This is a genomic window from Sphingobium sp. SCG-1, from assembly GCF_002953135.1.
GTDB lineage: Bacteria > Pseudomonadota > Alphaproteobacteria > Sphingomonadales > Sphingomonadaceae > Sphingobium.
Genome location: NZ_CP026372.1, coordinates 1475838 through 1500967 on the forward strand (window position 1 = coordinate 1475838; position 25130 = coordinate 1500967).

Below are 25130 nucleotides of genomic sequence, written 5' to 3' on the forward strand. Positions count from 1 at the left end.
GTCCCTTGCTGAACAGCTTGCGACCACCGACAGCCTCGCCGGGGGAGACCTTCGATGATGGCGACGAACATCTCTTTCATGGCGCGAGGCGCGTGCGGCGCCCAAACGGTGTCGCCAACTACCCGGCCAAAGCCATGAGCGTAGTGGACCCGCAGCAGTTCCGCCACGTCCTTGGCCATCACCCAACGGGCGTCTGCATCATTACGACCGTGCTTGAGGATGGCGCACCAGCCGGCATGGCGGTCGGATCCTTTCTGTCGGTGTCGCTCGATCCACCACTCGTCGGCTTCCTCCCCGCCAAGACTTCGGCAAGCTGGACGAAAATCGAGAAATCGCCCCGCTTCTGCGTGAATATATTGGCCGACAACCAAGTCGATCTTTGCCAGCGTTTCGCATCGAAGACCGAAGATAAATTTGCCGGCGTAGCCCATCATATGTCCGCTTCCGGATTGCCGATGATCGACCGGGCCGTGGGCTGGATAGAGTGTACGCGTCACGCCATCCAGGATGCGGGCGATCACTATTTCGTTCTCGGCGCGGTGGAGACGCTGGCACTCGCCGACGATCGCCGACCGCTGATCTTCTTCAGGGGCAACTACGGCCAGTTCATGTCGCTGCCAAGATGGCCGGATCCCATTGTCTGATTGCGAGTATTCCAATGAAAACTGAACCCGTTGTGATCGCCAGTTACGCCCGGACTCCGATGGGTGGCTTCCAAGGCGCGCTATCCCAACTCACGGCGACGCAACTGGGCGCCGCAGCCGTACGCGCCGCCGTCGATCGCGCCGCCGCTCCGATCGCCGCGATCGAGCGGATCTACATGGGCTGCGTCCTGCCTGCCGGGCTTGGCCAGGCGCCGGCCCGCCAAGCCGCGCTCGGCGCCGGCCTTCCATCGAGCGTTCAGGCGACCACGGTGAATAAGATGTGCGGATCAGGGATGCAGGCCGCAATCATGGCAACTGAAACGCTGCATGCGCGAGCCGCAGACATCATTATTGCCGGCGGCATGGAGAGCATGACCAATGCCCCCTTTGCTTTGCCCAAGCATCGCGGCGGCGCACGCATCGGCCATGATCGCGTCATCGATACGATGATGATGGACGGGCTGGAGGATGCCTACACGGCAGGCAAGCCCATGGGCGCTTTTGCTCAGGACACTGCCGACGCCTATCAGTTCACCCGCGAAATGATGGACGCTTATGCCGTTCGGTCATTGACCCGGGCGCGCAATGCCCTCGAAAGCGGGGCCTTCGCCGACGAAATCATTCCGGTGACCGTGCCCACGCGTTCCGGACCGATGCAGGTGCACACCGACGAACAACCCGGCAACGCGCGTCCCGATAAAATCGCTTTGCTCAAGCCAGCCTTCGCGTTCGGCGGCACGATCACGGCCGCGAGCTCGGCATCCATCTCCGATGGCGCCGCGGCGTTGGTGCTGACGCGCGAAAGCGTGGCGCGAAGCCATGGCATGCCCATGCTGGCACGCGTCGCGGGAACAGCGGCATTTGCTCATGCCCCGGATCAGTTCGCCACGGCCCCAGTTCACGCCATTCGCGCGGTACTCGGAAAAGCCGGATGGTCCGTAGCGGACGTCGATCTCTTCGAGGTCAACGAAGCATTCGCGGCCGTCGCCATGATCGCGGCACGGGATCTGGACCTCCCGGACGACCGCCTCAACATCCATGGCGGCGCGACAGCACTTGGCCATCCGATCGGCGCCTCGGGCGCGAGGATCATCGCCACGCTGCTTGCGGCTTTGCGCAAAGTGGGCGGTCGCCGCGGGGTGGCGAGCCTTTGCATCGGCGGAGGCGAAGCCACTGCGATGGCGTTTGAACTGCTCTGAGGAGGACCAGATGGAATTAAGCCAGGTTGCAGCGATCGTGACAGGTGGCGCGTCCGGACTAGGCGCGGCCACGGCCGATCGACTTGCCCATGGCGGCGCGAACGTCACCATTTTCGATATGAATGCCGACTTGGGGGACGCAAAGGCCAAGGAGATCGGCGCACGTTTCGCCTTGGTCGATGTCGCGGACGAGGCGGCGGTTAAGACCGCGGTGGCTCAGGCCGAGGCCGCGCATGGCGTCGCCCGGGTCCTCGTCAATTGTGCCGGCGTCGCCACCCCGGGCAAGGTCATCGGTCGTGACGGCAAGGCAAGTGCTCTGGCCGATTTCTCGAGGATCGTTACGATCAATCTGGTTGGAACCCTCAACGTTCTCGCCGCCTTCGCCGAACGCCTGCACGATGCTGAGACCCTCGGGGAAGAGCGCGGCGTCATCGTCAACACCGCCTCGGTCGCCGCTTATGACGGCCAGATTGGCCAGGCCGGCTATGCGGCGTCGAAGGGCGGCATCGTCGCGATCACGCTCCCTGTTGCGCGCGAGTTCGCGCGCTATGGGATCCGCGTCATGGCGATCGCACCTGGCATCTTCTGGACGCCGTTGCTGGCAGGGCTACCGCAGGATGCCCAGGATTCGCTCGGCAAGCAGGTCCCGTTTCCGAGCCGCCTCGGCAAGCCGGAGGAATATGCTCAACTCGTTGAAAGCATCGTCGCCAATCCGATGCTCAACGGCGAGGTCATCCGGCTGGACGGCGCGATCAGAATGGCGCCGAGATGATCGCATGACTCCGTTCGTCCTTGTGGCCCCGGCCGGCACGCCCGCCGCGCGTGTGCCGGCAGGCATGGCGGGGAGGCGCCCGTTCCAGGAAAGACTGAAACACCGCTTCTCGGCGCACCGGAGGTTATCTCTAGCCGAATGGTCGCTATGAGGGACGCTTTCATTCCGCCACATACGCTGCCGACGGTCAATCGCCAGATGGCACTCGTGCAGCGTCCGGCCGGAACCCCTCGCGCATCAGATTTCGAATGCTTGCGGGGGGCCGTCCCCACTTGCGGTGAGGGCGGATTTCTCGTCCGCAACCTCTATCTGTCGGCGGATCCTGCGCAGCGCGGCTGGGCGGCAGATACCGCTCTCACCCCGTTCGGAGCGCCAATGCGGGCCCTGGCCGTCGGGATTGTCGTGGATAGTCGCGACGAGACGGTGGTGCCGGGCGACATCGTCTATGGGCGTTTCGGCTGGCAGGATTATGCCGTCGCCGGGCATGACGACCTGTTCTCCCAAATCCGTGATCCGCAGACCCCCATCTCCCTCTATGCAGGCGTGCTCGGCATGCCGGGGATAACGGCGTGGCTGGCGCTGCGACAGCTTGCTTCGCCTTGTGCGGACGATCTACTTCTGGTCACCACGGCCGCAGGCGCTGTCGGGAGCGTCGTCGGACAGCTCGCCCGGATGAGCGGGGCACGGGTGGTTGGTCTCACGGGAAGCGATGAGAAGGCGGCGCGCTGCGTGGCGCGCTACGGCTATCATCAGGCGCTGAACTATCGGACCGGAAATCTGGCCCAAGATCTGGAAAATGTTGCGCCCGAAGGGTTCACAATCTTCTTTGACAATGCTGGCGGCACCATTGCTGACATCGCCCTCCGCACGATGCGCCGGCACGGGCGAATAATTCAGTGCGGCACCGCTGCAACTCCGGCGTGGAAGCCGATACCAACGGGACCGCGAAACGAGCGCGAGATACTTATGCGCGCGCTCAGCTGGACAGGCTTCATTATTTTTGACCATCGCGCGCGCTTCCCCGGGGCGCTGGAGGCGCTGACCGCCATGGTGTTGGCGGGCCAGCTGACTCATGATGAGGAGATAGTGTCGGGAATGGACCAGATCGCCACAGCGTTCGAAGGTATGATGACCGGTCGCAACAGGGGCAAGATACTGGCTTTCATTGGGGAGGACCGAACCGGATGACCAGCTTGGGCAGGGCGGCAGCCGCAATAGAACCGCGCAAAGCAGATGGGAGCTTTCTCCAGTGCTGGCGTGCAATTTCGCGGTGGCGTGCCAGGCCACAACGCCGGCCAAGCCGCCACAGTTACGAAGGCAAGGCCCGGAAGATGCGACGAAACAAGTTGATATCAAGATGGACGAACAGGTCCATCTTGACTCAGGGGCGAGGCGCGGGATAGCCTCGGCTTCTCAGATCAGGCGCCCGCCGCGCGCTCGGCACGATGGTCCATATTGGATCAGCCAGAAGTTCTGGCAGGAAGGATGTCCGATGAAAAATAAGCGCTTGGGAGTCGGAATCATTGGCCTTCAGCCCGGACGCAGCTGGGCCTCTCGCGCTCATATCCCGGCCCTGCGTGCGCTGGCCGATCGGTTCGACATCATCGGTGTCGCGAATAGCAGCCCTGAGAGCGCCAGCGAGGCCGCCGCGGCGTCGGGCATCTCGAAGGGGTTTGCCGACGCTCGGGCGCTGGTGACGGCGCCGGAAGTCGATATCGTCACCGTCACCGTCCGCGTGCCTTTTCACCGCGAGTTGGTAACCATTGCGCTTGAGGCGGGAAAGCACGTCTATTGTGAATGGCCGCTTGGCAACGGGCTGGTCGAAGCCGAGGACATGGCAGCGCTCGCACGATCGGCCAATGTGCTCGGTGTTGTCGGGACGCAGGCCCGCGTCTCGCCGACAATACTCCATCTGAAACAGCTGCTCTCCGATGGCTATGTCGGGGATATCCTGTCCTCCACGCTTGTCGGCCGCGGTGGCGCTTGGGGTGGCCCGATCCAGGACAAGAAGGTCCAGGCCTACCAGCTAGACGCCGCGAATGGTGCGACCATGCTGACAATTCCCGTTGGCCACACGCTTGCCGCCGTGCGCGAGGTTCTAGGCGAGATCGGTGCGGTGGCGTCCGTGCTCGCCACCCGACGACCCGTAACGATCGTCGCTGGAACCGAAGAGAGCCTCCCGGTCACGGCGCCTGACCAGGTCCTCGTCAGTGCGACCTTGATCGACGGCGCGCCGTTATCGCTCCATTATCGCGGCGGCGCGCCACGCGATGGGCAAGGCTTTCTATGGGAAATCAACGGAACGAAAGGCGATATTCGTATCCGAGCGCCGCTCGGCCATGTCCAGATGGTCCCGCTGTTGCTCGAGGTCGCCCGAGGCGACGATAAGCTCTTCAGCCCTATCGATATACCACAGGAAATGGTGGGAGACCTGCCGGCCGATCCGGTGACCGGCAATGTCGCGCGGCTCTATGAGCGCATGGCCGACGATATCGAACACAGCACGCGATCCGCCCCGACGTTCGATGACGCCGTCGCGCTCCATCGTGTGATTGATGCGATCGAGGACGCCGCCAGGCGGCCTGGAACGCGCGTGGAAAGCTGACATCGGTGCAACCGGCCGTCGTAGCCCTGCCGCCACGGCGCTGCTTCTGCCCTGCGCCGCTTACACACTGACATTAGGCACGAACTACAGAATATTTCAGGAGGGAATCAGAGTGACCGACAAATCCTATCGCCGGCGAAACCTTCTTCTCGGTGGCCTCGTGGCCGCGCTGGCCCCGCTCGCCGCCAGATCGGCGACCGCAGCCCCCAGAGCCAAGGCGGGCACTGGCAAGACCCCGCCACCGCCCGGCGGTGGAGGCCATCTCAAGGATGCCGCCGGCATGCTCGATAGGGTTGCGATCGAGCAGGTCCTGTTGCGCGAGCGCTTCGGCCGCGAAACCCACGACTTCGACACCGAGCAAGCATGCTTCACGCCCGATGCGTTCATCGAGGCATCCTGGTTCAAGGGCAGTGCAAAGGACTTCGTCGATCAAGGGCGCAAGCAGGTCGCCAACGCCCGGGGTTCCAGCAGACTCATCAGCTTCGATTCTCTTAGTCCTGTCGTGATCTGGGTAAATGGTGATCGCGCGATCGCCGAGGGCTCGACCGCCGTGCACCAGGTTCTGCCGATCCAAGGAATCGAGGCGCATATGACGAGCTTTACCCGGATAATGTCGCGTCTGCAGCGGATCGACGGCGAATGGCTCATCGCCGCCAAGCACGCCGTCTATATCCGGGATGTTCTCGAGCCGATGAACCCGAAGGAAGTCCCCGAGATCGACACGGAAAAGCTGAAGCAATACCGGCCGTCCTATCGTCATCTCAGCTACGTCCTCTCGCTTGCGGGCATACCGCTGCGCGACGACCTTCCCGGCGTTGACCGCCCTGAAGCCGTGACGGCGCTGCGCGTCTCGGAACGCGAGTGGCTGGCACAGGGCTGACGTCCGCGGGGCGGGAGCTTGATGGCGTCGGGCCAGGCCGGTCCTGGCTTTTGTCGCCGGGGCCGTGCGGCGGGCCGGGTGTCTGTAGCTGACCCCGCCTGCCTGAACAGTTTCCGGCCCGATCTCGGTTCCGCGACCTCACCTCGATGGCGCGCGTCGAACGACCGCGGCCGCGCCCTGGATCGTGGAGGCTAGAGCGCTTTTCGATCAGTGTGGATCATAGCCGCACGACAACGTCGCCGGGCCGCAGTTCGGGCACGAGCACCTGGGTGACATAGGCTTCGAACCAATCGCCGTTGATCGGCCCGTCCAGCACCATCGGCGCGATCATGCCGGTCATGCGCAGACCCGCGACCAGCGTGGTGGTCTTGCGGTGGCCGTGCGGGAAGCCCATCCGCAGGCGCTCGCCCCTGGCACAGCGGCCATGGCTGCGGGTCATGTTGGTCGCGGTCCAGGTTTCGTCGATGAACACGAGCCGTTCGGGGGCGAGGTCGGTTGGCCATCGAACCAGTCATGCCGCTGGCTCAGGACGTCGGGGCGGTCCTGCTCGATCGTATGGCCAGTCTTTATGGATGGCCCACCCCTCACCACCGGCGCAGGCTGGCGTCGTACAGAGGAGAAGCTGACCATTATCAAGACGCCCGTCGCCGTGCTGGGAATTGACCTCGGCAAGAACAGTTGCAGCCTGGCCGGTCTGGATGCCAGCGGCGCCGTAGCGCTGCGACGGCGGATGACGCGGGAAGGCGTGATCGTGTTTGTGGCCAAGCTGCCGGCCTGCGTCGTGGCTATGGAAGCCTGTTGCGGGGCGCATTTCCTTGGACGGACGTTTCAGGCGCAAGGACACGAGGTGCGGCTGATGTCGCCCGAGTATGTCCAGCCTTACGTTAAGGCTCAGAAGACCGACGATCGTGACGCGGAAGCGATCGCCGAGGCGACGACTCGGCCGACCATGCGGCTGGTGACACTGAAGACCGAGGCGCAGCTCGACTTGCAGGTGCTGCACCGGGCTCGGCAACGGCTGGTGACCTCGCGGACCCGCCTGACCAATCAGCTCCGTGCGGTTCTGCTCGAACGCGGCATCATTCTGCCCAAGCGTCGGGCATCCCTTGTTCAGCGGCTGGACGAACTGATGAACGGTGAGCTCCCGATCAGCGTCCGAGCGGTCCGGCTGCTCGGCGACCTACGGGACGAGTGGGCGAGTCTGGACCGGCGGATCAAGAGCTATGACGACGAGCTTGCGGCACTTACCCGTGACGACGCTCAAGCTCGCGCGCTCGCCACCATCCCGGGTATCGGCGTCATCAACGCTACCGCGCTGCTCGCCGCTGTCGACGACGGCTCGGCCTTTGCGAGGGGAAGAGATCTGGCAGCGTGGCTTGGCCTGACGCCACGCCAGCACTCCACCGGCGGCAAAACCAGGCTGCTTGGCGTCAGCAAGCGAGGGAACAAGTACATTCGCGTGCAGCTGATTCACGGCGCGCGTGCGGCCATGGCGCACTTCGTCAGGCAGGCCACGCCGACGGGCGAGTGGGTGCGCCGGCTGGTCGCACGTGCTCACCCCAACGTCGTGGTGGTGGCGCTCGCCGCGAAGCTGGCACGGACCGCATGGGCCGTGCTCCGTCATGGACGCAGCTTTGATCGTCAGACGCCCGTGGCAGCCTGACCAGGAATAGCGGCTCTGCTCAGCGCCGACGCCGCTCACGATGTCTGTGGAGGTGAAGGACAGATGGCGTAACGGTTGACCCCGCGTCGCGACAGCCTGGGCAAAAATGTGGTGCTCGACACCCCCGTCTTTATGAGGCCCGTGACGCGCGAGATCCATCTTGGCCAGGGCTGAAGCCTTGAGACCGGATACGTTGATGCAGACCAGCACGTCGTCCAATTTCACTCTTGCAGACGGGGTGGGCCATACGTTTTTTGCGCGTCATACCGTGACGAATGAAGAACCGGTGAAGCCCGGCCACCGAGACCTCCAGGCCAAGCTCGAGCAGCGCCAGGCGCAGTTCTTCCAGCGAGATGTCCTTGCGCGCCTCCCACACGGCGAGGATCTCCGCTCGCCGCTCCTCGACCCGGCGCGAGCGCATGTCGCCACCTTGAGGCTTGGGAGCAAAGTTGCCGGTCATGCGCCGCTGATCCTGCCAGCGGATCGCCGTCGAGGGCGCGACCCCGAAGCGAGCCGCCGCAGCACGGCAACTCATCCCATCATCGATCGCCGTCAGAAGCCGCCTGCGCAAATCCATCGATAGAGGTTGTCCCATCCATGCCGGCCTCCTTCACCAGCACGGATTCTGAATCAGAAATCGCGCACGGTGGGAATCCCTCGACGATTCATAACGGTCGAAAATCGCTCTAGCCACTGTCTTGTTCGATGGCAGACGGAATAGCTAGTGTTAGGTCCGCGTGCCCGGCGACATATCGTTCGAGCATCGCGGAAGCTATCGTCACGCTGACGCGCGGCCACCTGAGCAGCCATTTAGAAGGTCCGGCGCTATCGTGCATTGCCGTACGTGGACAGCTTTGTGCGAGCACTGAACGTGCCTGACTGACACCTCGCGAGATCAAGCCGCAGAATTTCAGAAACTGGCGATGATGATTGAACCGGCGCAGATCGCCGGCTTCCGCCAGGATGGTCAGCGCGTTAATCGGGCCAATATCAGGAATCTTGCGCAGCAACTGGTAATCGACATGCTCGGCCAGCCTGGCATGCGCAAGACGCTCGATCTCATTACGCTGCTGGATGAGACTGCGCGCCTGCGCGATGATCATACGGAACATCGTAATGGCTGCCGAGTCCTCTGGGACCGGCAGAGCGACGGAAGCGCAGGCCGTTTCGTAAATATCGTTGATGAGCCGTGCCTTGGAGACCTTGCGACCGATGAGCGGGCAAGCTTCCGCTGAGAACGCCTCACGGTCGAGTGCCATGATACTGGCAGGCGCCGGAAAGCGCTCGATAAGTGCAAAAAACCGGTTGGACCTGCTGTTGCCAGCGAAGCGGGCGATCTCGGGAAAGTAGAGCGGCAAATAGCGGGTGAGGATCTGGTGCCAGGTTTGCGTCTTGGCTTTGGAAATCGTCTCGTGAATCTTCGACAGTTCCTGCAGGTCCTTGATTCCGGCGCCAGCGGATCGACATAGCGCTGCGTCGCGCCGATCCGCAACATGTGCAAGATTACCTGCGCATCTTTGGAATCGTTTTTGTCCCAACCGTTGTGCAGTGCCTCGCGTGTGCGGGCGAGCGCGACTGACGAAATGAGGCGCAGCTCAAACCCCGCGTTCAGCAGTCTCTGTGCGCCAGCGTGCGACAGTAATTTCTCAAGCTGGACCTCGGGATAGGCGGCGCAGAACCGGGCCGCGACCTCGCCCATCGCGATCTGGCAGAAAAGCAGCGGCGCACTGATCTTCATGTGCCCACGCGGCGTCTCGCCGCCCGAGGCGATCGCCGCGACGGTCTCGTCGAGATCGGTCAGCAGCTTGGCACTACGTTCGTGGAGTGCGCGCCCCTTCTCGGTGAGCTTGAGATCGCGGCCGCCCCGCTCGAGCAGGCGCAGGCCCAAGCCAGCCTCGAACTCCGCCACCCGGCGCGACAGCGTTGCCTTGGGGCGATTTGCGGCGCGGGCAGCCTTACTGAAGCCGCCGTGGCGGGCAACGAGGTTGAAATTGGCAAGCGCCACGTGATCCAGGTTTCACCTGCAGGACAGTTAAGCGGAAAGCTGCACACTTCGCCTCGCCAGCGAAACAGTCAATACCGAAGATGATAGGGGCTTTCGCGTATGCAACGAAACCGGACGGCGCTGGGCCGCCCGGTTTCGCAGGCCGAGAGTCCGGCCGATATCCGTTGCGTGTTAGTTGGCGAGGAAGGGATTGATCGCGGCGACCGTTTCTTCGAAGCGATCCTCCTTCTCCGCCCGACGCATAAAGTCGACCTCTTCTACCAGCACCTCGGTCGGCGTCTGATCGCGCTGCATCTGCTCCATGACCTGGTCGATGAATACCTCGGGCGGCATGAAGCGCTCGTTGTTCTCCTGTCCCGGCGTCAGCGTGGTGCGCAGTGCTGGCGGGGCGATCTCGATCACCTCCACCTTGTCCTTGAGCACCGCGCGCAGCGAGACGGTGTAGTTGTGAATGCCGGCCTTGATCGCCGAATAGGTCGGCGCGATCACCAGGGGCACGAAGGCGAGCCCCGAGGTCACGTTGACGAGCGCCGCATCCGGCTGCGCGACCAGATGGTCGATCAGTGCGTTGGTGAGCCGGATCGGACCCAGGAGGTTGTTGGTGACCGATTCCTCCGCGTCAGCAAGATCGCGCTTGGAAGCGAGAGTGCCTTCCATACGCATGATGCCGGCATTGTTGATCAGCACGTTGGCCTGAGGGAAGTGGCTGGCGATCCGCTGCGCGAAGGCATCGATGCTGGCCGGATCTGTCTGGTCGAGCGGCAGCGTGTGCATGTTCGCATATCCCTGCGCCGTCTGAGCGAGCGCCGCCGTGTCACGGCTCGCGATGATGACGCTATTGCCCGCATCGTGCAGCCGCTGCGCCAGCAAGCGACCGATGCCCGAGCCGCCGCCGGTGATGATGATGGTGTTGCCGCTCTTCTTCATGTCAGTTTTCCTTCATTGATGGATACGGAATGCTGTTCCGTCTCTCTGAAAGATGAGATATATGTTCAAAGAACCGGAGATAAGCCGCTTGATTGGCACGCTCCGTTCCACACATGAGACACTAAAAGGAGTTCTGCATGAGTTTGGAAGGTGGTTGCCGCTGCGGCGGGGTTCGGTACGAGTTGGCGAGCGATGATCTGCCGCTGACCTATGCCTGCCACTGCCTCGACTGTCAGACGTGGAGCGGCAGCGCGTTCGCGCTCCATGCGATCGTAGCCCAAAATGCGCTTTCGATCGAAGGAAGTGTGCATGACTTCCGCCTGCCCGAAGGACAGGAGGCGAGGCCATCCGACCATATCGGGTGCGCAGTCTGCCTCACTCGTATCGTCAACAGGAACGAAGCGCTGCCGAACATGCTTGTGCTACGGGTTGGTACGCTCGACCGGAGCCGCGATGTCAGCCCCGCCGTGCACATCTGGACGCGTCAGAAGCAGGAGTGGCTGACGATCGACGATAGCACGCCTACCTTCGAAGTCTCCCCCACACCGGCCGAATTCGCGGCCGCATTGAGCGGATAGAAGCGTCTTAGGCCATGGCGCCATCGAATCGGTTGCGCGCCGACGCGAAGCGCAGCGAAGAAGCAGTCATCAAAGCTGCGCGCGATCTCTTCGCCGCCGAAGGAATCGACGTGCCGAACCGCACGATCGCGCAGGCAGCCAATGTCGGTGTCGGCACGCTCTACCGACGATTTCCGACCCGCGCCGACCTCATCGCGGCCGTGTTTCGCCAGGAGATCGATGCCTGCGCGCGGGCGGCCGGCGAACTCGCGGGGACACAGCCGCCTTTCGAGGCGCTCGCCGACTGGCTGCGGCGGTTCGCGGCTTTCATCATGACGAAGCGCGGCTTTTCGACCGCGCTGCATTCGGGCGATTCCGCCTATGCAGGGCTTCCGGTGCATTTTGAGGAGCGGCTTTATCCCGCACTCGACGGCCTGCTTGCAGAGGTGCGGAAAGTGAAGGCGATCAGGGCTGATGTGACGGCCGACGATCTCGTCAAGGCGGTCGCTCGGCTCGTGGCGCCCGAGGACACAGGTCTCGGCGAACGGATGCTGGAAATCCTGATCGATGGGCTGCGGGCAAACTGACGAGGTTCGCAGTCCGCCCGCAGCGGCGATCGAAGCGCAACGCGCGCTCGATCTACTTCTGTTCGATGGTGCCCTGCGGAACGGGCGCATCGGTCACGTCGCTGACCGCCGAGCGCCACGCTTCGTCCGAACCCGAAAGGGTGCTGCGCAGGAAGGCGGTCGATAAACTCTGGACAGCAGCGACCCGCGCCGGGTCTTCATCGGTCGTCTCACGAGCTTCGTAATTCGGAATGCCCCCGAGCGAATGCTCGCCGCCACGGACCTCGAACAACGCCTTGGCGCCAGGGCTGAGGTCGTAGGCTTCGCGCCACCAGTCGGGACCGCGGACGGTCATCGCGCCATTGTCGTTTTCGCCCGCCACCACGAGGGTCGGGGTCTGCAGGCCGGAGAAGTCCGGGTGCATGAACGGGAAGTTCTGCGTAGCGAACTCACTCAGATTGTCTCCGCCGGTCCCAGGCACCGCAAACAGCACGCCGGCCTTTACGCGCCCGTCGCTCAACGAGACGGTCGACCCGTCATCGGGATCGGGATGCGTCGCGCCGAGGAACATGCTAGCGGTCTGCGCACCCCAGGAATGCCCCGCCACGGCGACGCGGTCCCGGTCGATCCGTCCTTTAATAAAGGCGACGGCCTCCTCGATCGCGTCGAGATTGTCGAGCAGCGCGAGGATATCCTGCTCGCGGTGCCGCCAGAGTTGGGGACGGCGCGGATCGTCCGCGGCAAGCGCGATCATCCGCGAGTCCAGATGAGTCGGGTTGATAACCGCGAAGCCGTGAGACGCCCAGTAATTGACGAGCGGGCCGTAAGTATAGAGCGATTGCCCATTCCCGTGCGAGAAGAGGATCACCGGCAGGCTGCCGCCCTCGGCGGGAGCGGTCACCCGGTAGGTCAGATCCTCGCCGCGTCCTTCGATCGGAAGCGAGAGAGGGCCCATGGACAGCGCGGGTGCAAGGTCCATGGCACCCGACCGGATGGTTGGGTTGGCATGTGCTGGCATTGGGATCTCCTTGTCTCCGGCAAGAGCGCCGAAGCGATGGCCGATTATATGCGGAACGTTGTTCCGTTTTCAAGACGTGGGTAAGAAGGCGTTTCTAGAGCGAGCCGTCCGCGAGCATCTCGCGGGTGCGCTTCAGCGTCGAGGGAAGCGCAGCCTTGTAGCCTTTGCCGCTGTCGAACTGCGCCTGCTCGGCTTGTTCTTCCGGCCCACCGGGCTCTTTGCCGCGCAGACCCAGATAGCAGTAGAACTTGAGCTGCAGCGCGCCCTTTTCATCCTCGAACAACTCGTTGATGATTGCGCCTTCACGTGGGCCGCTGGCCTGGAAGAAGGTCACCTTGGACTGCGGTTCGAGCGCGATGATCTCGCGCACGGCCTCGTTCCCGATGGTCGCTTCGCGCACGAAATGGGTGGCACTTTCCTCGGTCACTTCGCAGCGCGTCCAGACACCAGGCGGAAGGAACAGCCGCGCGTCGCGCGCCTTACGCTCAAGCCCTTGCCAGATCTGGTCGCGGGTGAGCGGAGTCTCGCGATCGGGGTTCACTGGCACGGCAGCGGTCGAATAGATCATGATGTGTCCTTCGCGATTGGGGTGGAACGCCTTTCAAATTAAGGGTCCGCCTCGCGCGCACTAGGCGCCGACTTCGAACGTACCGTTTCATTGGTTGAACGTCGGCGGCAATTGCGATTGTCTCTGTGGCGAGACGATACGTCCCAATCGATCGTCTATTCGCTGCTCGGGTAACCCCTAATCTCCAGCCCATCACGGAGGAGTTTCGCCATGACCCGCACCGCCCAGTCCGCGCGGAATCCGAACGATGTACCAATTACGCGCGAAGCTCTCGTCCCCGGCGCGATCCGCGACGTGTTCGACTTCGTCGCGGCCGAGGACGTTTTGCCGAAGATCCTGACCGGTTACGGACTTGTGCCCGGGATATCGCACACTTCCGACATCACCGGCCCCTGGGATCAGCCCGGCCCGCGGCGCATCGTCCATCTGCTCGACGGCAGCACTGTGCGCGAGGGCGTGACCCATTATGATCGGTCACACTATTTCGCGTACCGGGTGAGCGACCCGAGCTTCGCACTGAAGCACCTGATGGTCGAAGCGAAAGGCGAGTTCTGGTTCGAGGAGACCGATGCCGGAGCGCAGGTGCGCTGGACCTACACCCTCCGCGCCAAGAACCGTCTCCCGAAGCTCCCGCTTCGCCTCTTCGTCGGCACGCAGTGGACGGGCTGCATGGACGTCTGCATGACGAACGTCATCGCGCACTTCGATGCGCTCCGGTCCGCTGGTGTGCCGCAACCCGCGCTCGACGCCACCGCGCTGCCACAGACCTGACGGGCAAGCGCCGCTCGCCCATACCGGAAAAGGAGTTCGTCCGATGATTGAGAGAAAGACATTCGAGACCGCCCGACACCGCACCGCCTATCTCGAGGCGGGACCTGCCGACGGCCCGCTGATGATCTTCGTCCATGGCTGGCCCGAAGCGCCGTTCGTGTGGATCCGCCAGATCGAATACTTCTCCGAGCAGGGCTGGCGCTGCATCGCACCGTGGATGCGCGGCTATGGCGCATCGTCCGTGCCGAGCGACGTCGCCGCCTACAGCAACCGCGAGACGGTCGCAGACCTCGTTGAGTTACACGACAGCCTCGGCGGCGCGCCGGCAGTCTGGATCGGTCACGACTGGGGCAGCCCCGTCGTCTGGGCACTGGCCGCGCACTATCCCGAGCGATGCCGCGGCGTGGCGAGCGCGAGCATCCCCTACATTGCCCGCGGCTTCGCCCTGCCGAGCCTCGTCCCACTCGTGGACCGGGACATCTACCCGGTAGACACCTTCCCCGTGGGGCAGTGGGACTATTGGCTAGCCTTCCGCGAGCACTTTACTCCGGTCGCGCGCGCTATGGAGATGGATCCCGCCGGCATCCTGCGGCTCGTGTTCCAGCCCAGTCCTTCCTTGCCCGAAAAGCGTGGACCGGCCTTCTCGGCCACGAGCCGCCAGCGCGGCGGTCTATTCGGTGGCGTGGAACTCGCCCACATCCCTGGCGATAACCTGCTGCTCGACGGAGCCTATGTCGAAGAAATGGCACACGACTTCGCCGCAAACGGCTTCTCGGGTCCGATCGCCTGGTATCTCAACGACGACGCGAACATCGAATACGCTCGTGAGGCTGTTGATTTCGCGCGCCTCTCCATGCCGATTCTCTTTGTGCATGGCGGTCGCGACGAGGTCTGCGAGACGGTCCATAGCCAACTCGCCGAACCCATGCGCGAGGACTGTTCGGATTTGACAGAGGTCGTGATCGACGCTGGCCACCAACTGGCGCTCGAAGATCCGAAAGGGACCAATCGCGCGATCGCCGAATGGCTGGCGGAGCGCAACCTCTAGGCTCGTTTGGCCAGGCGGGCCATCTTCTCGCCCAGTCAGGGCAAGCGCGAGCGTCTCATCGCGGTCTTGCCGATCAGGCCCCGGAACCAGCGCTGGGCGAGATTGGCATCGTTGCGTCGATGCCAATTCATCGTGAACGGCGCGGACGGGAGATCAAGCGGGGTTTTGGCGAGAACGACCTTGCCCGCCGCCTCGAATTGATGCGCGAGACCAGTCAGCATCGTGCAAAAGGCATCGGTCCGCTCCACGACGAGCGCGGCGGCGAAGGCGTTAGGCACGGTGAGCACGAGGTTGCGCTGCAAGCCCAATTGCTCGAGGCGCTCATCGACGATCCCGAACCGGTCGTCCTCGGGGGAGAACAGGACATGCGGCCAGGCGAGGAAGTCGGACCGGGTTAGATCGCCTCCTACAGCGGGGTGACCGCGCCGCATCATCGTAACGAACCCATCCTCGAATAGCGGACGAGAAAGGATACGACCGGCCTTTTCCGTCGGCGGGACGCCGATCGCGACGTCCGCTACACCTCTGTCGAGCAGAGCGATTGCTTCATCGCGGTTATCGAAGCCGCGCACATGCATGATGATGCCTGGCGCGGCGCGCGTAAGCTGCTCGAACAAGGCAGGAAGCAGCGAGATCGTCGGCGGATCGGACATAGCAATGGTGAACGCCATCTCCGCCGTTTCCGGCTCGAAGTGGTCGCGGAAGGAGAAGGCCGCTTCGATCTGCGCCAGCGCCTTGCCGACAGGTTCGTGCAGTTCGAGAGCGCGCGGCGTGGGCTGCAATCCCTCAGCCGTACGAATGAAGAGCTCGTCTTCCGTCAATTCGCGCAGGCGCGCCAGGGTGCCGCTCATGGCGGGCTGTGTGCGTCCGACGCGCGCGGCGGCGCGGGTCACGTTGCGCTCGGCCATGAGGGCCTCGAACCCTACGAGCAAATTGAGATCGATGCTGCTGAGATTCACGATCGGCGCAAACCTTCCCGCGCCATATCATAAGCAGCGCTGATGATGTCATATCAGGATTATGTGGTTACGCAATGGCGCAAAGCTTGCCACCTTTGACGGGCAGTCAAGGAGCAAGTCGATATGAAAGCCCTCGAATACACAGATTATGGCAAGGCACCGGTCGTCGCCGAGCGGCCCGTTCCTGAAGCGAAAACGGGTGGAGTGCTCGTGAAGATTGCGGGTGCCGCTCTCAATCCGCTCGATACCAAAATCCGCGCCGGTTACATGACCGACTTCTTCCCGGTCGCATTTCCCTACGTACCCGGAACCGACATCTCGGGAACGATCGAGGCAATCGGCGACGGAGTGTCGGGCTGGAAGCCGGGCGATGAGATCGTCGCCCGGCTCGATCCCTCCCAGGGCGGCGCGTTCGCTCAATATGCTGTTGTCTCTGCCGACCAGTTGGTTCGCGCGCCGACATCGATGCCACTCGCCGAGAGCGCGGGTCTAGTCACGGTCGGCGGCACGGCCTGGCAGATCCTTTTCGAGGAGTTCGCGGTCGCTTCGGGCCAGCGGGTTCTCGTGCACGGCGCTGCCGGGCCGGTCGGTGCCTTCGCGGCGCAACTCGCCGCACAGGCTGGCGCGGAGGTCTTCGCCACTGCTTCGGCTGCTGATGCCGACTACGTCCGAGGTCTCGGCGCGGCGACGGTCATCGACTATCGCTGCGCACGCTTTGAGGATCACCTTTTCGATATGGATCTCGTCATCGACACGGTCGGCGGCGATGTCGAAGAGCGCTCGCTCAAGGTGCTGAAGCAGGGCGGCACGCTGATCGCTACGCCGATGCCACCCAACGAGGAGCGCGCTCGCCAGGCAGGGGTCGAGGCGAAGTTCGTTTTTCACGCCTCCGACGCAGCGAAGCTCGGACACGTCGCGGAGCGCGCCGACCACGGTATCAAGGTGCGCGTCGACCGGATTATCGGCTTGGAAGAAGGCGCGGACGCCTTCGCCCGCCAGGCAGGCGGCGAAGCCAAGGGCAAGATCATCTTCGAGCCGCAGAGGTGAGCGAGCGATCGGAAGGGTCGGTCAGCTCTTTCGGCGCGGCTCCTCGCGCAGCCTTTCGTCAACCGCGTCGTCGGGTTCCTAACCGCGCGCGATCCATGACACGATATCAAGAGGACATTCACATTATGGACGCCATCACCACCACCAAGGGTGCGGTCCAGGACGCATGCCTTGAAGCCTTGCGCCGGTTTTACGCGGCGTTTTCGACCGGCGACGCGGCCGAACTCGATCATGCACTGACCGCGGATTGGGACGAAGAACCCCGTAACCAGGGGCAGGAGCCCGGCCGCGAGCCGATGAAGCAGTTTATCAACGGCGTGCGCCAAGCGCTCCCCGACCTAACGATCGAGATCAAGGAGGTCGTCTTCGGCGGCGAGAAGGCTGCTGTTCGCGCCGAAATGCGCGGTACGCATTCGAAGGATTTCTTCGGTGTTGCTGCAACCGGCAAGCCTTACGCGATCCGCCTGCACGAGTTCCACGCGTTCGAAGGATCGCAAATTGCCTACACCTGGCACATGGAGGATTGGTTCGGTTTCCTGAACCAGATTGGCGCTTGGCCCGTCGCTCCTGAGGGAGACGAGAAATGAGCGGTGCAGGTCAGGTCGCGATCGTCACTGGTGGATCGGGCGGCATCGGCCGCGAGACGGTGCTGCGGCTCGTCGCGAGCGGATTCAATGTCGTTGCAAGCTATTCATCGTCCGAGACGGATGCTCGGACCCTTTTGGCCGAAAGCGAAACCTTGCCCGGAAGGGTTGTAATTATGAAGGCCGATGTGTCGGTCGCCGGTGATGTCGAGGCCCTGTTCAATAAGGCGGAGGAGAACTTCGGCGGCGTCGACGTCTTGGTGACCGCCGCGGGCATCTTCAAACCAACCACCTTCGCCGAAGCGGACGAAGCGCATTTCGACCGCGAGATGGCCGTCAACCTGCGGGGAACATTCTTCTGCCTTGTACAGGCTGCACGCAGGCTGCGCGATGGTGGGCGGATCGTCGCGATCTCGACGACGACCCTAGCGCTCAAGCCCCCGGGCTATGGCATCTATAATGCCGCCAAGGCCGCAATCGAAGCCATGATCGCCATTCTCGCTAAGGAAGTCGGAGGCCGCAGCATCACCGCCAACTGCGTCGCGCCGGGTCCGGTCGAGACCGACTTCTTCCTGAAGGGCAAGAGCAAGGAGGAGATCGCCGCACGGGCCGCGGGTGCCCCCTCCGGTCGCTTGGGACAGCCCGACGACATCGCCGACGCCATTGAGTTGCTCGTGTCGGGGAAGGCCCAGTGGATCAACGGCCAGAGCGTGCGTGCCAATGGAGGCATGGCATGACCGCCGGTACGGAAGAGCGTCAAGTGGCACTGGTCACCGGCTCGGCGTCGGGCATCGGCCGCTCGGTCGCCGATGCGCTGCGCGATGCAGGCTACATCGTTTACGCCGGCATGCGCGGGGTAGAGGGTCACAATGCGGAGGCGGCCGGGTCGCTACGGGCGGAAGGCGACGACCGCATCCATCCGATTGAAATGGACGTTCTTTCCGAAGATAGCTGCGTGGCTACGGTCGAAGAGATCCACGGCTCGTGCGGCAGGCTCGACGTGGTGGTCAACAATGCCGGCATGCTGATGAATGGAATGGCGGAGAGCTTCACGCCGGACCAGTTCATCTCGATACTCGACACAAACGCCGTGTCCTGGCTGCGCGTCAATCGCGCAGTTCTGCCGGTGTTGCGGTCGCAGGGTCGGGGAACGATCGTCTATGTCGGTAGCACGACGACCTACATCCCCGAGCCCTTCATCGGCGTCTACGAGGCTAGCAAAGCTGCAGGCGACGCGCTCGCGCGGGCTATGGCGCTTGAGGTTCGGCCGTTCGGGATCGAGAGCCTGTTTCTCGTCCCGGGCGCCTTCCCCATCGGAACCGATCATTTCGCCGATGCCAGAAGCGGCGAAGATCGGGAGCGGAATGCCGCATATGCTGGGCTCGCGGGCCGGTTACCTGCGCTGACGCAGCGGATCGAGCATATCGACCGGGAGAACGGCCTCCAACTCACGGTGCGATCAGTCGGCGAACATCTCGCACAGGCGCTTCGCTTACAATCCGGCGATCGGGCGGATCACGTCTTCGTCGACGGGCAAGCGAAGGGCGCCGATGCTATCGCTGAGCTCATTGGGCAGGCGCAATCACGCTTTTTTGCGAAATTGGGTTTTGGCGACCTACTGCCAAAGCATCAAATCGCAATGCAGAGATGACCCAAAAGGATGTGCTCAGAACGCGAGGGAAGGCCAGCTTTCGCATGCGAAGCAGTTTCCGCTTCAGGCAGAAATGCATGAACGGCGCATACATCTTCCACGGGATCCGGAGGTGGCTATGCTAAACGGAAGGCGCGGCCCGGGTTCCCGGTCTGCGATCGCTTATGTTGCGATATCTGCTGGTGCTGGCAGCGTAGAACTTGGTGTGCCGAGGGAAATCGATAGTAACGAGGGCTAGGCATCATGCCCGATCTGACGCTAGACCTCCGCTACCTGAAGTACGCAGTCCATGTCGCCGAGGCGGGAAGCTTTCGCCGTGCTGCGGAACGGCTCTCGATCGCGCAGTCCACAGTGAGCCGACGCGTGCAGTTGCTTGAACGTCAGTTGGGCGTTTCGCTTTTTGAACGTTCGCGATCGGGAGTCGGTCTGACTCCTGAGGGGGAGCGCTTCCTCCAACAGGCTTCGGTGGGAGCGCGCTATCTTCGTGACGCCGCTAGTGAAATTCGAACCGTCAAGCGGACCACGACCGGGTTTGTACGGTTTGGATTGCTTGAAGCTTTTACAGCGTGCCCGATCATCGATGTTCTCGGCCGCTTCCGAAGGCGCAACCCGACAATCGAAGTCAAGCTGGAGGAAGGTACATCGGAGGCGAACACTATGGGCGTGAAGCGTGGTCTGCTGGATGCAGCGATCAGCCTAAACGCGACTGTTGGGTCTGTTTTTCGAGTTCGACGGCTTTGCGAACCTGATTTGTACATCGCGCTATCTCCGCTCCATAATTTGGCAGCGCGGCAACATCTCACATGGGATGAAATCTGCGATGAAATCTTCCTCGTTCGCTCGGATGGCGCCGGCCGCGAGCTTACCGCCATGCTTCACCGGATGGTAGGCGCCGTTCAAGGGGCGGTTCAACTCTCCATCCACCAAGTCAGCCGAGAGACCCTGTTGACGATGGTTGAGGAGGGGTTTGGCGTCACTGTCACAAGTGCGGTCTCCCGGGCGGGCATCACGTTGATCCCGTTCACGGCAGTGCGTCCGCCTACCGCCACGATGATATCGTCCCGTGACAACGAAAATCCTGCCCTGCCGCTGCTGCTGAAGTGTTTCGATACACTCCCCAGCGTTCTGCCGAGCAGCACAGTTTAGTTGTTGAGTGTGCTCCCTCGTCTCGCCCTCGCGAAGCCCCGGTCGGTTGCGATGAACCGCAGTAGCATGGGGACAATTAACTTAGCGGGCTCGATAGCAGACTGCCCCTGCTCGCGGCCCAGTAGGTCACCGTAGTCGACAAGGTCCTGGTGGAGTGTCGCGGGTAGTTCGACCTGCACCTTGACCGGCTTCTCATCTGCGATGGGTCCAAGCTTCAGCTTCGACATCATACCCCTCCATATGGTTCGAGAACCAGATCTTGCGTCACAATGACGCGCACCGGAAAGCCAGGCCGGATAGTGAGGGTCGGCGCAACATTGAGCTGGTGACGCACTAACTGCTGGCCAGCATCGTTGATCGTATCCTGACCTCCGTTTCGGATCGCTTGGACAAGGCGATCGTCGTCATCGACTGCGAGTTCGGCGCCGACGCTGAGTAGCGTCGACAAGCCTGCGGCGTTCGCGAGGTCCCGCCAGTGATAATCGACGCCGTCTTGCAGGCCGGCGAACCCCTCAGCGTCTGCACCTGGCTGACGCTCCAGAATGAGCGACCGGCCGTTCGGAAAGATCAAGCGGTTCCAAACCAGCAGAACGCGGCTTTGGCCGAACTGCACATTGTTGTCGTACTGGCCGATGACGCGTGTGCCCTGAGGCACCAGAAGGATGCGGCCTGTCGGACTATCGTAGATGTTCTCGGTTACCTGTGCGGTGATCTGGCCCGGGAGGTCGGAACGGATGCCGGTTATGAGCGCCGCCGAGATGACTGCGCCCGCCTGAAGGATGTTGGGCGACGCCGGAGCAACAACGCGATCAGCGGCAACGGTGCGGCGATCGGTAGCCGCATTGAGAAAAGCGTTCTGGCGGTCCTGCGCCGAGGGTGTCGCTGGCGGCGGCGCGAGGCCAAGGCTCGCCAGGTCGGGGAGCGCCGGCGGCGCGATGGTGGAGACTGCGGCTGAGGCGCCAGCACGCGTCTCGGTGCCGGAGAAGAGACGGCTTGTCCTGGCTGTTTCATTCTCCTGCAGCCTGCGCTGTTCCTCCGGACTGATGCCCGGATTGGAGGTAGCGATGCCGGGCGTGGGCACGGGCTGGCCGCGTTCCTGCGCGCCGACGATGGGCCGGCCGAGATCTCCGGGCAGCGGCGGTCCAAGGCGAGGGACGCCACTATAGTCACGCGGCAACCCGGCGAGGCCATCGGCGGTCGAGCGGTTCTCCGTTGAATAGAGTTCCTCGTTCGGGCGCCCGCCATCGCGGGTTTGAAGCGCATAAACGAGAGCACCGCCGAGCCCGACGCTGGCGACGAGGCCGATGCCCGCGAGGACCTTACGCGACAGCCGGGTGACACGCGGCGGCTCGGCGCGCAGTCGCATCGGCGCGGCGCTGACCGACTCGCCGGTCAAGGGCTGCGTATCGTCGTCCGGCAGTTCCTCGTTCCGGGGCGGATTCTTGCTCACGATGCGGGCCTCCCGTCGGTGCGGGTGACGCGAACGCGCTTCTGACGATCGCCAGAGCCGAAGCGCAGTTCGGCCGCAGCGAAGAGCCGGTCGACGATCATGTGGTGACCGCGAACGCGGTAGTTGACCAGCTCGGAGGTGTTGCCCTCGGGACCGACCACGAACAGCGGCGGCATCTCCCCCTGGCCAATGCCACGCGGGAATTCGATGAAGACCTGACGACCGTCATCGAAAGCGCGCAGCGGTCGCCACGGCGCGCGGTCGCCCTCGATCGCATAGCGGAAGTTGACGTTGGCGAGGTCGACGCCGCTGGCCACAGGCTGTGAGGCCTGCGCCTCGGCGTTGTGTCGGCGCAATGCGATCAGCTGATCCTGCGGATACTGCCAGGAGACAGACGCCATATAGGTCCGCTCGGTTGAGCGGAGCTCCATATGATAGGTGCGCAGGTTGGTATTGATAACCAGGTTTGTCATCAGGTCCGCACGGGTCGGCTTCACCAAGATGTGGATTTGGCGCGTCGCTCCTGAACCGCTCTCGGTATCGCCGATGATCCAGCGCACCGTATCGCCGGCGGCAACGGGACCGGCGCCAACGAGCTGTTCGCCGGGCTGCAATGCAACGTCCGTGATTTGCCCGACGGCCGTGTAGACCTGATAAAGCGCGCCCCGGGTGAAGGGATAGACCTGCATCGAGTTGATGAAGCCGTCCCGCACTGGCTGGATGCGCGCGGCCGCATTGGCCTGGTTCACCCTCGCCGCAGGATCGGCCGACTCGGGCGCGCGCCGCGTCTCCTCAACCGGCTTCATCTGACCCGGCAGCGGTAGCGGCTGCGGCAACTCGACAACCTGCACAGGCGCGGGCGGATCAATGGTCTGCACGGCCGGTGCGGCATTGTCGTAGGAGATTTCCGGCGGCGGCGTGGTGGTAGCGCAGCCGGCGAGCGCGGACGTCGCCAGCAACACGAACGGCAGTGCGGATTTGCGCAGAGCCGGAAATATCAGGATGTGTGAAGCCGGGCTTCCGGCTTTACGGAAAGACGGTTTCATTGCCCAAGCTCCCGTGACCAAGAAATAGCGTTGACGTAGATGCCGAGCGGATTCGCCCTGAGGTGGTCCGCATTGCGGGGAATCTGCACCACGATCGTCAGGATCGCGGTCCAGCGTGTGGTCTCGGCGAGCTGACCGTTCTCATAGCGGCGCTCGACCCAGGCGACGCGGAAGCTGTCGGGCGACGCGCGTATGACGCTGGAAACGTCGATGGCGATCTGCTGGCGACCGACCTTGACGAACGGATCGTTCGCTCGGGCGTAATCGTTCAGGGCCATGGCGCCGCGATCGGTCGTAAAATCATAGGCGCGCAGCCAGTTCTGCCGCACGATGATGGCATCGGCCGGGATGGAGCGGACCTGCTCGATGAAGCGCGCCAGGTGAAAGGCGATCTGCGGATCGGACGGTCGGTAGTCTGCGACGGCAGGCGCGACGGCCTGCGCTTGGCCGAGGCGATCGACCTGCACCACCCATGGAACGATCGTTCCCCGCGCCGACTGCACGACGAGCGCGGTGGCAAAGCCGGCCGACAGGATTAGCGAGCCGAAGGCCATCAGCCGCCAGTTCTTCGCCTGGACGCGCGAGGCGCCGATGCGCTCGTCCCAGACGTGGGCGGCACGCTGATAGGGGGTCTCTGGCTCTGCGGCTTTGCCGTAATGGGTGGAGGGTCGTTTGAACATCAGCGATCGCCTTCGGAAAGATTGACGGAGGAGCCGCCGCCATGGGCGTCGCCGGAGCGGACGGCATGGGCCGTGGCCTGGACGGCATGGGTCATGCGCTGCGAGCGGCGCATCCGCTGGGCCCATGCGGGCGGCCCGCCGTCATTAGCGGAACGGGCGGTATCGCCGACGGTCGAACCCATGGTGGAAGAGCCGCCCGTCACCTCGAATGCGGCCTTGCCGCCGGCGTTGAAGCTGGAGCGCATGCTTTCGACCGCACGCGATGCCGCGCGACGCAGCGGCGAGACAGCGGCACGTCCGCCAGCGCGGGCAACGCCGCCGAGCCCAGATGCGACCCCGGCCGCGCCCGACTGTCCGGCCGCGCCGAGGCTATAAGCGGTGGATGCGCCTCCCGCGGCGGCTGCGCCGCCGCGAGCGGCTGCGGCCGCTCCTCCGGTCAGGGCCGCGCCACCGGATGCCGCGGCGCCGACGGCGCCTGCACCGAGCGCGACCATGCCGCCTGCGGCGAGGCCGGTTCCGACCGCGGCGCCGGCGCTGAGCTGCGGACCGCCGGAGACGAGACCACTGGCGATGCCGGGACCGAAGATGCCGAGGCCGAGCAGCGACAGGGCTGCGAGCACGATCGCCATGGCTTCGTCGATAGTGGGTGTCGCCCCGCCAAAGCCGGAAGTGAACTCGGAGAACAATGTCGAGCCAATGCCGATGGTGACGGCGAGCACCAGCACCTTGATGCCGGAAGAGATGACATTGCCGAGCACGCGTTCGGCCATGAAGGCGGATTTGCCGAACAGGCCGAACGGAATCAGCACGAAGCCGGCGAGGGTCGTCAGCTTGAACTCGATGACCGTGACGAAGAGCTGGATGGCGAGGATGAAGAAGGCGAGCAGCACCAGCGCCCAAGCGAGGAACATGCAGGCGATCTGGATGAAATTCTCGAAGAACGACCAGTAGCCCATCAGGCTGGAGATCGAGTCCAGCAGCGGCCGGCCGGCGTCTAGTCCGGTCTGTGCGACCTTGCCGGGGCGCAGGAGATCGGCTGTGGTGAAGCTGGTGCCGCTGGCCTTCAGACCGAGGCCGGCGAAGCTTTCGAAGATGATGCGGGCGAGGTTGTTCCAGTTGCCGATGATGTAGGCGAAGACGCCGACGAACAGCGTCTTCTTCACTAGGCGCGCCATGATGTCGTCGTCGGCGCCCCATGACCAGAACAAGGCGGCGAGCGTCACGTCGATCACGATCAGCGTCGTGGCGATGAACGCGACTTCGCCGCTGAGCAGGCCGAAGCCGCTATCGATGTAGCGGGTGAAGACTTCGAGAAAATGGTCGATGACGCCTGTGCCGCCCATG

25 protein-coding genes and 4 pseudogenes are annotated in these 25130 nt (G+C 63.5%); 16 read left to right on the forward strand and 13 right to left on the reverse strand.

What is annotated here, in order from left to right; genetic code table 11:
* Nucleotides 1-134: 134 nt before the first annotated feature.
* From C1T17_RS06580 to C1T17_RS06605, 6 genes are all read left to right on the forward strand, one after another.
* Nucleotides 135-644 carry a flavin reductase family protein gene (locus C1T17_RS06580; RefSeq protein WP_104955044.1) on the forward strand — a complete coding sequence of 170 codons (510 nt, stop codon included), beginning with the start codon at nt 135-137 and terminating at the stop codon, nt 642-644.
* Nucleotides 645-658: 14 nt separating this feature from the next.
* Nucleotides 659-1843, forward strand: a complete 1185-nt coding sequence (locus C1T17_RS06585) for an acetyl-CoA C-acyltransferase (protein ID WP_104952764.1) — start codon at nt 659-661, stop codon at nt 1841-1843.
* Between the two features lie 10 nt (nt 1844-1853).
* Nucleotides 1854-2615: an SDR family NAD(P)-dependent oxidoreductase gene (locus tag C1T17_RS06590; protein ID WP_104952765.1), complete on the forward strand. Its 762-nt coding sequence runs from the start codon at nt 1854-1856 to the stop codon at nt 2613-2615.
* Between the two features lie 147 nt (nt 2616-2762).
* Complete coding sequence (locus C1T17_RS06595) at nt 2763-3803, forward strand: MDR family NADP-dependent oxidoreductase (protein ID WP_189338528.1); 1041 nt, start codon at nt 2763-2765, stop codon at nt 3801-3803.
* 304 nt (nt 3804-4107) lie between these two features.
* Complete coding sequence (locus tag C1T17_RS06600) at nt 4108-5220, forward strand: Gfo/Idh/MocA family protein (RefSeq protein ID WP_104955045.1); 1113 nt, start codon at nt 4108-4110, stop codon at nt 5218-5220.
* 112 nt (nt 5221-5332) lie between these two features.
* The gene (locus C1T17_RS06605; protein WP_223262837.1) at nt 5333-6100 is read left to right on the forward strand and encodes a nuclear transport factor 2 family protein; all 768 of its coding nucleotides are present in this window, start codon (nt 5333-5335) and stop codon (nt 6098-6100) included.
* A gap of 226 nt (nt 6101-6326) precedes the next feature.
* On the opposite strand, the pseudogene C1T17_RS06610 reads toward C1T17_RS06605, so the two are convergent.
* Nucleotides 6327-6667: pseudogene (locus C1T17_RS06610) on the reverse strand (transposase); the annotation flags it as partial.
* Between the two features lie 82 nt (nt 6668-6749).
* Here C1T17_RS06610 and C1T17_RS06615 point away from each other — a divergent pair.
* A complete protein-coding gene (locus C1T17_RS06615) occupies nt 6750-7763 on the forward strand; it encodes an IS110 family transposase (RefSeq protein WP_223262910.1) in 1014 nt (337 codons plus the stop codon).
* A 232-nt stretch (nt 7764-7995) separates the two neighbouring features.
* Here C1T17_RS06615 and C1T17_RS06620 read toward each other — a convergent pair.
* From C1T17_RS06620 to C1T17_RS06635, 4 genes and pseudogenes are all read right to left on the reverse strand, one after another.
* Nucleotides 7996-8358: pseudogene (locus tag C1T17_RS06620) on the reverse strand (helix-turn-helix domain-containing protein); the annotation flags it as partial.
* Between the two features lie 148 nt (nt 8359-8506).
* Nucleotides 8507-9387: pseudogene (locus C1T17_RS06625) on the reverse strand (transposase); the annotation flags it as partial.
* A gap of 264 nt (nt 9388-9651) precedes the next feature.
* Nucleotides 9652-9768, reverse strand: a pseudogene (locus C1T17_RS21580) (LysR family transcriptional regulator); the annotation flags it as partial.
* Between the two features lie 171 nt (nt 9769-9939).
* Nucleotides 9940-10695: an SDR family oxidoreductase gene (locus tag C1T17_RS06635; protein WP_104952767.1), complete on the reverse strand. Its 756-nt coding sequence runs from the start codon at nt 10693-10695 to the stop codon at nt 9940-9942.
* Between the two features lie 137 nt (nt 10696-10832).
* Here C1T17_RS06635 and C1T17_RS06640 point away from each other — a divergent pair, with 137 nt between their 5' ends.
* Both C1T17_RS06640 and C1T17_RS06645 read left to right on the forward strand, forming a co-directional pair.
* On the forward strand, nt 10833-11273 hold the full coding sequence (locus C1T17_RS06640; protein ID WP_104952768.1) for a GFA family protein: 441 nt from the start codon (nt 10833-10835) through the stop codon (nt 11271-11273).
* Between the two features lie 14 nt (nt 11274-11287).
* On the forward strand, nt 11288-11839 hold the full coding sequence (locus C1T17_RS06645; protein ID WP_104952769.1) for a TetR/AcrR family transcriptional regulator: 552 nt from the start codon (nt 11288-11290) through the stop codon (nt 11837-11839).
* A gap of 52 nt (nt 11840-11891) precedes the next feature.
* On the opposite strand, the gene C1T17_RS06650 is transcribed toward C1T17_RS06645, so the two are convergent.
* Nucleotides 11892-12836 (reverse strand): alpha/beta hydrolase family protein, encoded by a 945-nt coding sequence (locus tag C1T17_RS06650; protein ID WP_223262838.1) that lies wholly within the window; start codon nt 12834-12836, stop codon nt 11892-11894.
* 94 nt (nt 12837-12930) lie between these two features.
* Entirely contained in the window at nt 12931-13404 is a 474-nt protein-coding gene (locus C1T17_RS06655) for an AtaL-like protein (protein ID WP_104952770.1), read from the reverse strand.
* A gap of 210 nt (nt 13405-13614) precedes the next feature.
* Between C1T17_RS06655 and C1T17_RS06660 the strand changes: the two genes are divergently transcribed.
* Both C1T17_RS06660 and C1T17_RS06665 read left to right on the forward strand, forming a co-directional pair.
* Nucleotides 13615-14175 carry an SRPBCC family protein gene (locus C1T17_RS06660; RefSeq protein WP_104952771.1) on the forward strand — a complete coding sequence of 187 codons (561 nt, stop codon included), beginning with the start codon at nt 13615-13617 and terminating at the stop codon, nt 14173-14175.
* Nucleotides 14176-14218: 43 nt separating this feature from the next.
* Nucleotides 14219-15223: an alpha/beta fold hydrolase gene (locus C1T17_RS06665; protein WP_189338529.1), complete on the forward strand. Its 1005-nt coding sequence runs from the start codon at nt 14219-14221 to the stop codon at nt 15221-15223.
* 35 nt (nt 15224-15258) lie between these two features.
* Here the strand turns inward: C1T17_RS06665 and C1T17_RS06670 are convergent, their stop codons facing one another.
* On the reverse strand, nt 15259-16182 hold the full coding sequence (locus C1T17_RS06670; protein WP_104952773.1) for a LysR family transcriptional regulator: 924 nt from the start codon (nt 16180-16182) through the stop codon (nt 15259-15261).
* 123 nt (nt 16183-16305) lie between these two features.
* Between C1T17_RS06670 and C1T17_RS06675 the strand changes: the two genes are divergently transcribed.
* From C1T17_RS06675 to C1T17_RS06695, 5 genes are all read left to right on the forward strand, one after another.
* Nucleotides 16306-17229, forward strand: a complete 924-nt coding sequence (locus C1T17_RS06675) for an NADP-dependent oxidoreductase (RefSeq protein ID WP_104952774.1) — start codon at nt 16306-16308, stop codon at nt 17227-17229.
* A gap of 125 nt (nt 17230-17354) precedes the next feature.
* Entirely contained in the window at nt 17355-17816 is a 462-nt protein-coding gene (locus C1T17_RS06680; RefSeq protein ID WP_189338530.1) for an ester cyclase, read from the forward strand.
* On the forward strand, nt 17813-18550 hold the full coding sequence (locus C1T17_RS06685) for an SDR family oxidoreductase (protein ID WP_104952776.1): 738 nt from the start codon (nt 17813-17815) through the stop codon (nt 18548-18550). Before C1T17_RS06680 ends, C1T17_RS06685 begins: the two co-directional genes overlap by 4 nt.
* Nucleotides 18547-19464, forward strand: coding sequence for an SDR family NAD(P)-dependent oxidoreductase (locus tag C1T17_RS06690; RefSeq protein WP_104952777.1), 918 nt, complete (start codon nt 18547-18549; stop codon nt 19462-19464). The genes C1T17_RS06685 and C1T17_RS06690 overlap by 4 nt, the downstream gene beginning before the upstream one ends.
* A 243-nt stretch (nt 19465-19707) precedes the next feature.
* The gene (locus tag C1T17_RS06695; RefSeq protein ID WP_104952778.1) at nt 19708-20610 is read left to right on the forward strand and encodes a LysR family transcriptional regulator; all 903 of its coding nucleotides are present in this window, start codon (nt 19708-19710) and stop codon (nt 20608-20610) included.
* On the opposite strand, the gene C1T17_RS06700 is transcribed toward C1T17_RS06695, so the two are convergent.
* The 5 genes from C1T17_RS06700 to trbL are packed head-to-tail and all read right to left on the reverse strand — an operon-like array spanning nt 20607 to nt 25129.
* Nucleotides 20607-20837 carry a DUF2274 domain-containing protein gene (locus C1T17_RS06700; RefSeq protein ID WP_189338577.1) on the reverse strand — a complete coding sequence of 77 codons (231 nt, stop codon included), beginning with the start codon at nt 20835-20837 and terminating at the stop codon, nt 20607-20609. The two genes, C1T17_RS06695 and C1T17_RS06700, sit on opposite strands and share 4 nt — an antisense overlap.
* Nucleotides 20837-22060: a TrbI/VirB10 family protein gene (locus tag C1T17_RS06705; RefSeq protein WP_104952780.1), complete on the reverse strand. Its 1224-nt coding sequence runs from the start codon at nt 22058-22060 to the stop codon at nt 20837-20839. Before C1T17_RS06705 ends, C1T17_RS06700 begins: the two co-directional genes overlap by 1 nt.
* Nucleotides 22057-23106 carry a P-type conjugative transfer protein TrbG gene (gene trbG, locus C1T17_RS06710; protein WP_104952781.1) on the reverse strand — a complete coding sequence of 350 codons (1050 nt, stop codon included), beginning with the start codon at nt 23104-23106 and terminating at the stop codon, nt 22057-22059. The genes C1T17_RS06705 and trbG overlap by 4 nt, the downstream gene beginning before the upstream one ends.
* Entirely contained in the window at nt 23103-23786 is a 684-nt protein-coding gene (gene trbF / locus C1T17_RS06715) for a conjugal transfer protein TrbF (protein ID WP_104952782.1), read from the reverse strand. The genes trbG and trbF overlap by 4 nt, the downstream gene beginning before the upstream one ends.
* Nucleotides 23786-25129, reverse strand: coding sequence for a P-type conjugative transfer protein TrbL (trbL, locus tag C1T17_RS06720; protein WP_104952783.1), 1344 nt, complete (start codon nt 25127-25129; stop codon nt 23786-23788). The genes trbF and trbL overlap by 1 nt, the downstream gene beginning before the upstream one ends.
* Nucleotide 25130: the final 1 nt, after the last annotated feature.

Excerpts from the sequence above, each read along its gene's own strand:
- C1T17_RS06580 (WP_104955044.1), top strand. The coding sequence starts at position 135 with ATGAGCGTAGTGGACCCGCAGCAGTTCCGCCACGTCCTTGGCCATCAC.
- C1T17_RS06585 (WP_104952764.1), top strand. The coding sequence starts at position 659 with ATGAAAACTGAACCCGTTGTGATCGCCAGTTACGCCCGGACTCCGATG.
- C1T17_RS06590 (WP_104952765.1), top strand. The coding sequence starts at position 1,854 with ATGGAATTAAGCCAGGTTGCAGCGATCGTGACAGGTGGCGCGTCCGGA.
- C1T17_RS06595 (WP_189338528.1), top strand. The coding sequence starts at position 2,763 with ATGAGGGACGCTTTCATTCCGCCACATACGCTGCCGACGGTCAATCGC.
- C1T17_RS06600 (WP_104955045.1), top strand. The coding sequence starts at position 4,108 with ATGAAAAATAAGCGCTTGGGAGTCGGAATCATTGGCCTTCAGCCCGGA.
- C1T17_RS06635 (WP_104952767.1), bottom strand. The coding sequence starts at position 10,695 with ATGAAGAAGAGCGGCAACACCATCATCATCACCGGCGGCGGCTCGGGC.
- C1T17_RS06640 (WP_104952768.1), top strand. The coding sequence starts at position 10,833 with ATGAGTTTGGAAGGTGGTTGCCGCTGCGGCGGGGTTCGGTACGAGTTG.
- C1T17_RS06645 (WP_104952769.1), top strand. The coding sequence starts at position 11,288 with ATGGCGCCATCGAATCGGTTGCGCGCCGACGCGAAGCGCAGCGAAGAA.
- C1T17_RS06650 (WP_223262838.1), bottom strand. The coding sequence starts at position 12,836 with ATGCCAGCACATGCCAACCCAACCATCCGGTCGGGTGCCATGGACCTT.
- C1T17_RS06655 (WP_104952770.1), bottom strand. The coding sequence starts at position 13,404 with ATGATCTATTCGACCGCTGCCGTGCCAGTGAACCCCGATCGCGAGACT.
- C1T17_RS06660 (WP_104952771.1), top strand. The coding sequence starts at position 13,615 with ATGACCCGCACCGCCCAGTCCGCGCGGAATCCGAACGATGTACCAATT.
- C1T17_RS06665 (WP_189338529.1), top strand. The coding sequence starts at position 14,219 with ATGATTGAGAGAAAGACATTCGAGACCGCCCGACACCGCACCGCCTAT.
- C1T17_RS06675 (WP_104952774.1), top strand. The coding sequence starts at position 16,306 with ATGAAAGCCCTCGAATACACAGATTATGGCAAGGCACCGGTCGTCGCC.
- C1T17_RS06680 (WP_189338530.1), top strand. The coding sequence starts at position 17,355 with ATGGACGCCATCACCACCACCAAGGGTGCGGTCCAGGACGCATGCCTT.
- C1T17_RS06685 (WP_104952776.1), top strand. The coding sequence starts at position 17,813 with ATGAGCGGTGCAGGTCAGGTCGCGATCGTCACTGGTGGATCGGGCGGC.
- C1T17_RS06690 (WP_104952777.1), top strand. The coding sequence starts at position 18,547 with ATGACCGCCGGTACGGAAGAGCGTCAAGTGGCACTGGTCACCGGCTCG.
- C1T17_RS06695 (WP_104952778.1), top strand. The coding sequence starts at position 19,708 with ATGCCCGATCTGACGCTAGACCTCCGCTACCTGAAGTACGCAGTCCAT.
- C1T17_RS06700 (WP_189338577.1), bottom strand. The coding sequence starts at position 20,837 with ATGTCGAAGCTGAAGCTTGGACCCATCGCAGATGAGAAGCCGGTCAAG.
- trbG (WP_104952781.1), bottom strand. The coding sequence starts at position 23,106 with ATGAAACCGTCTTTCCGTAAAGCCGGAAGCCCGGCTTCACACATCCTG.
- trbF (WP_104952782.1), bottom strand. The coding sequence starts at position 23,786 with ATGTTCAAACGACCCTCCACCCATTACGGCAAAGCCGCAGAGCCAGAG.
- trbL (WP_104952783.1), bottom strand. The coding sequence starts at position 25,129 with ATGGGCGGCACAGGCGTCATCGACCATTTTCTCGAAGTCTTCACCCGC.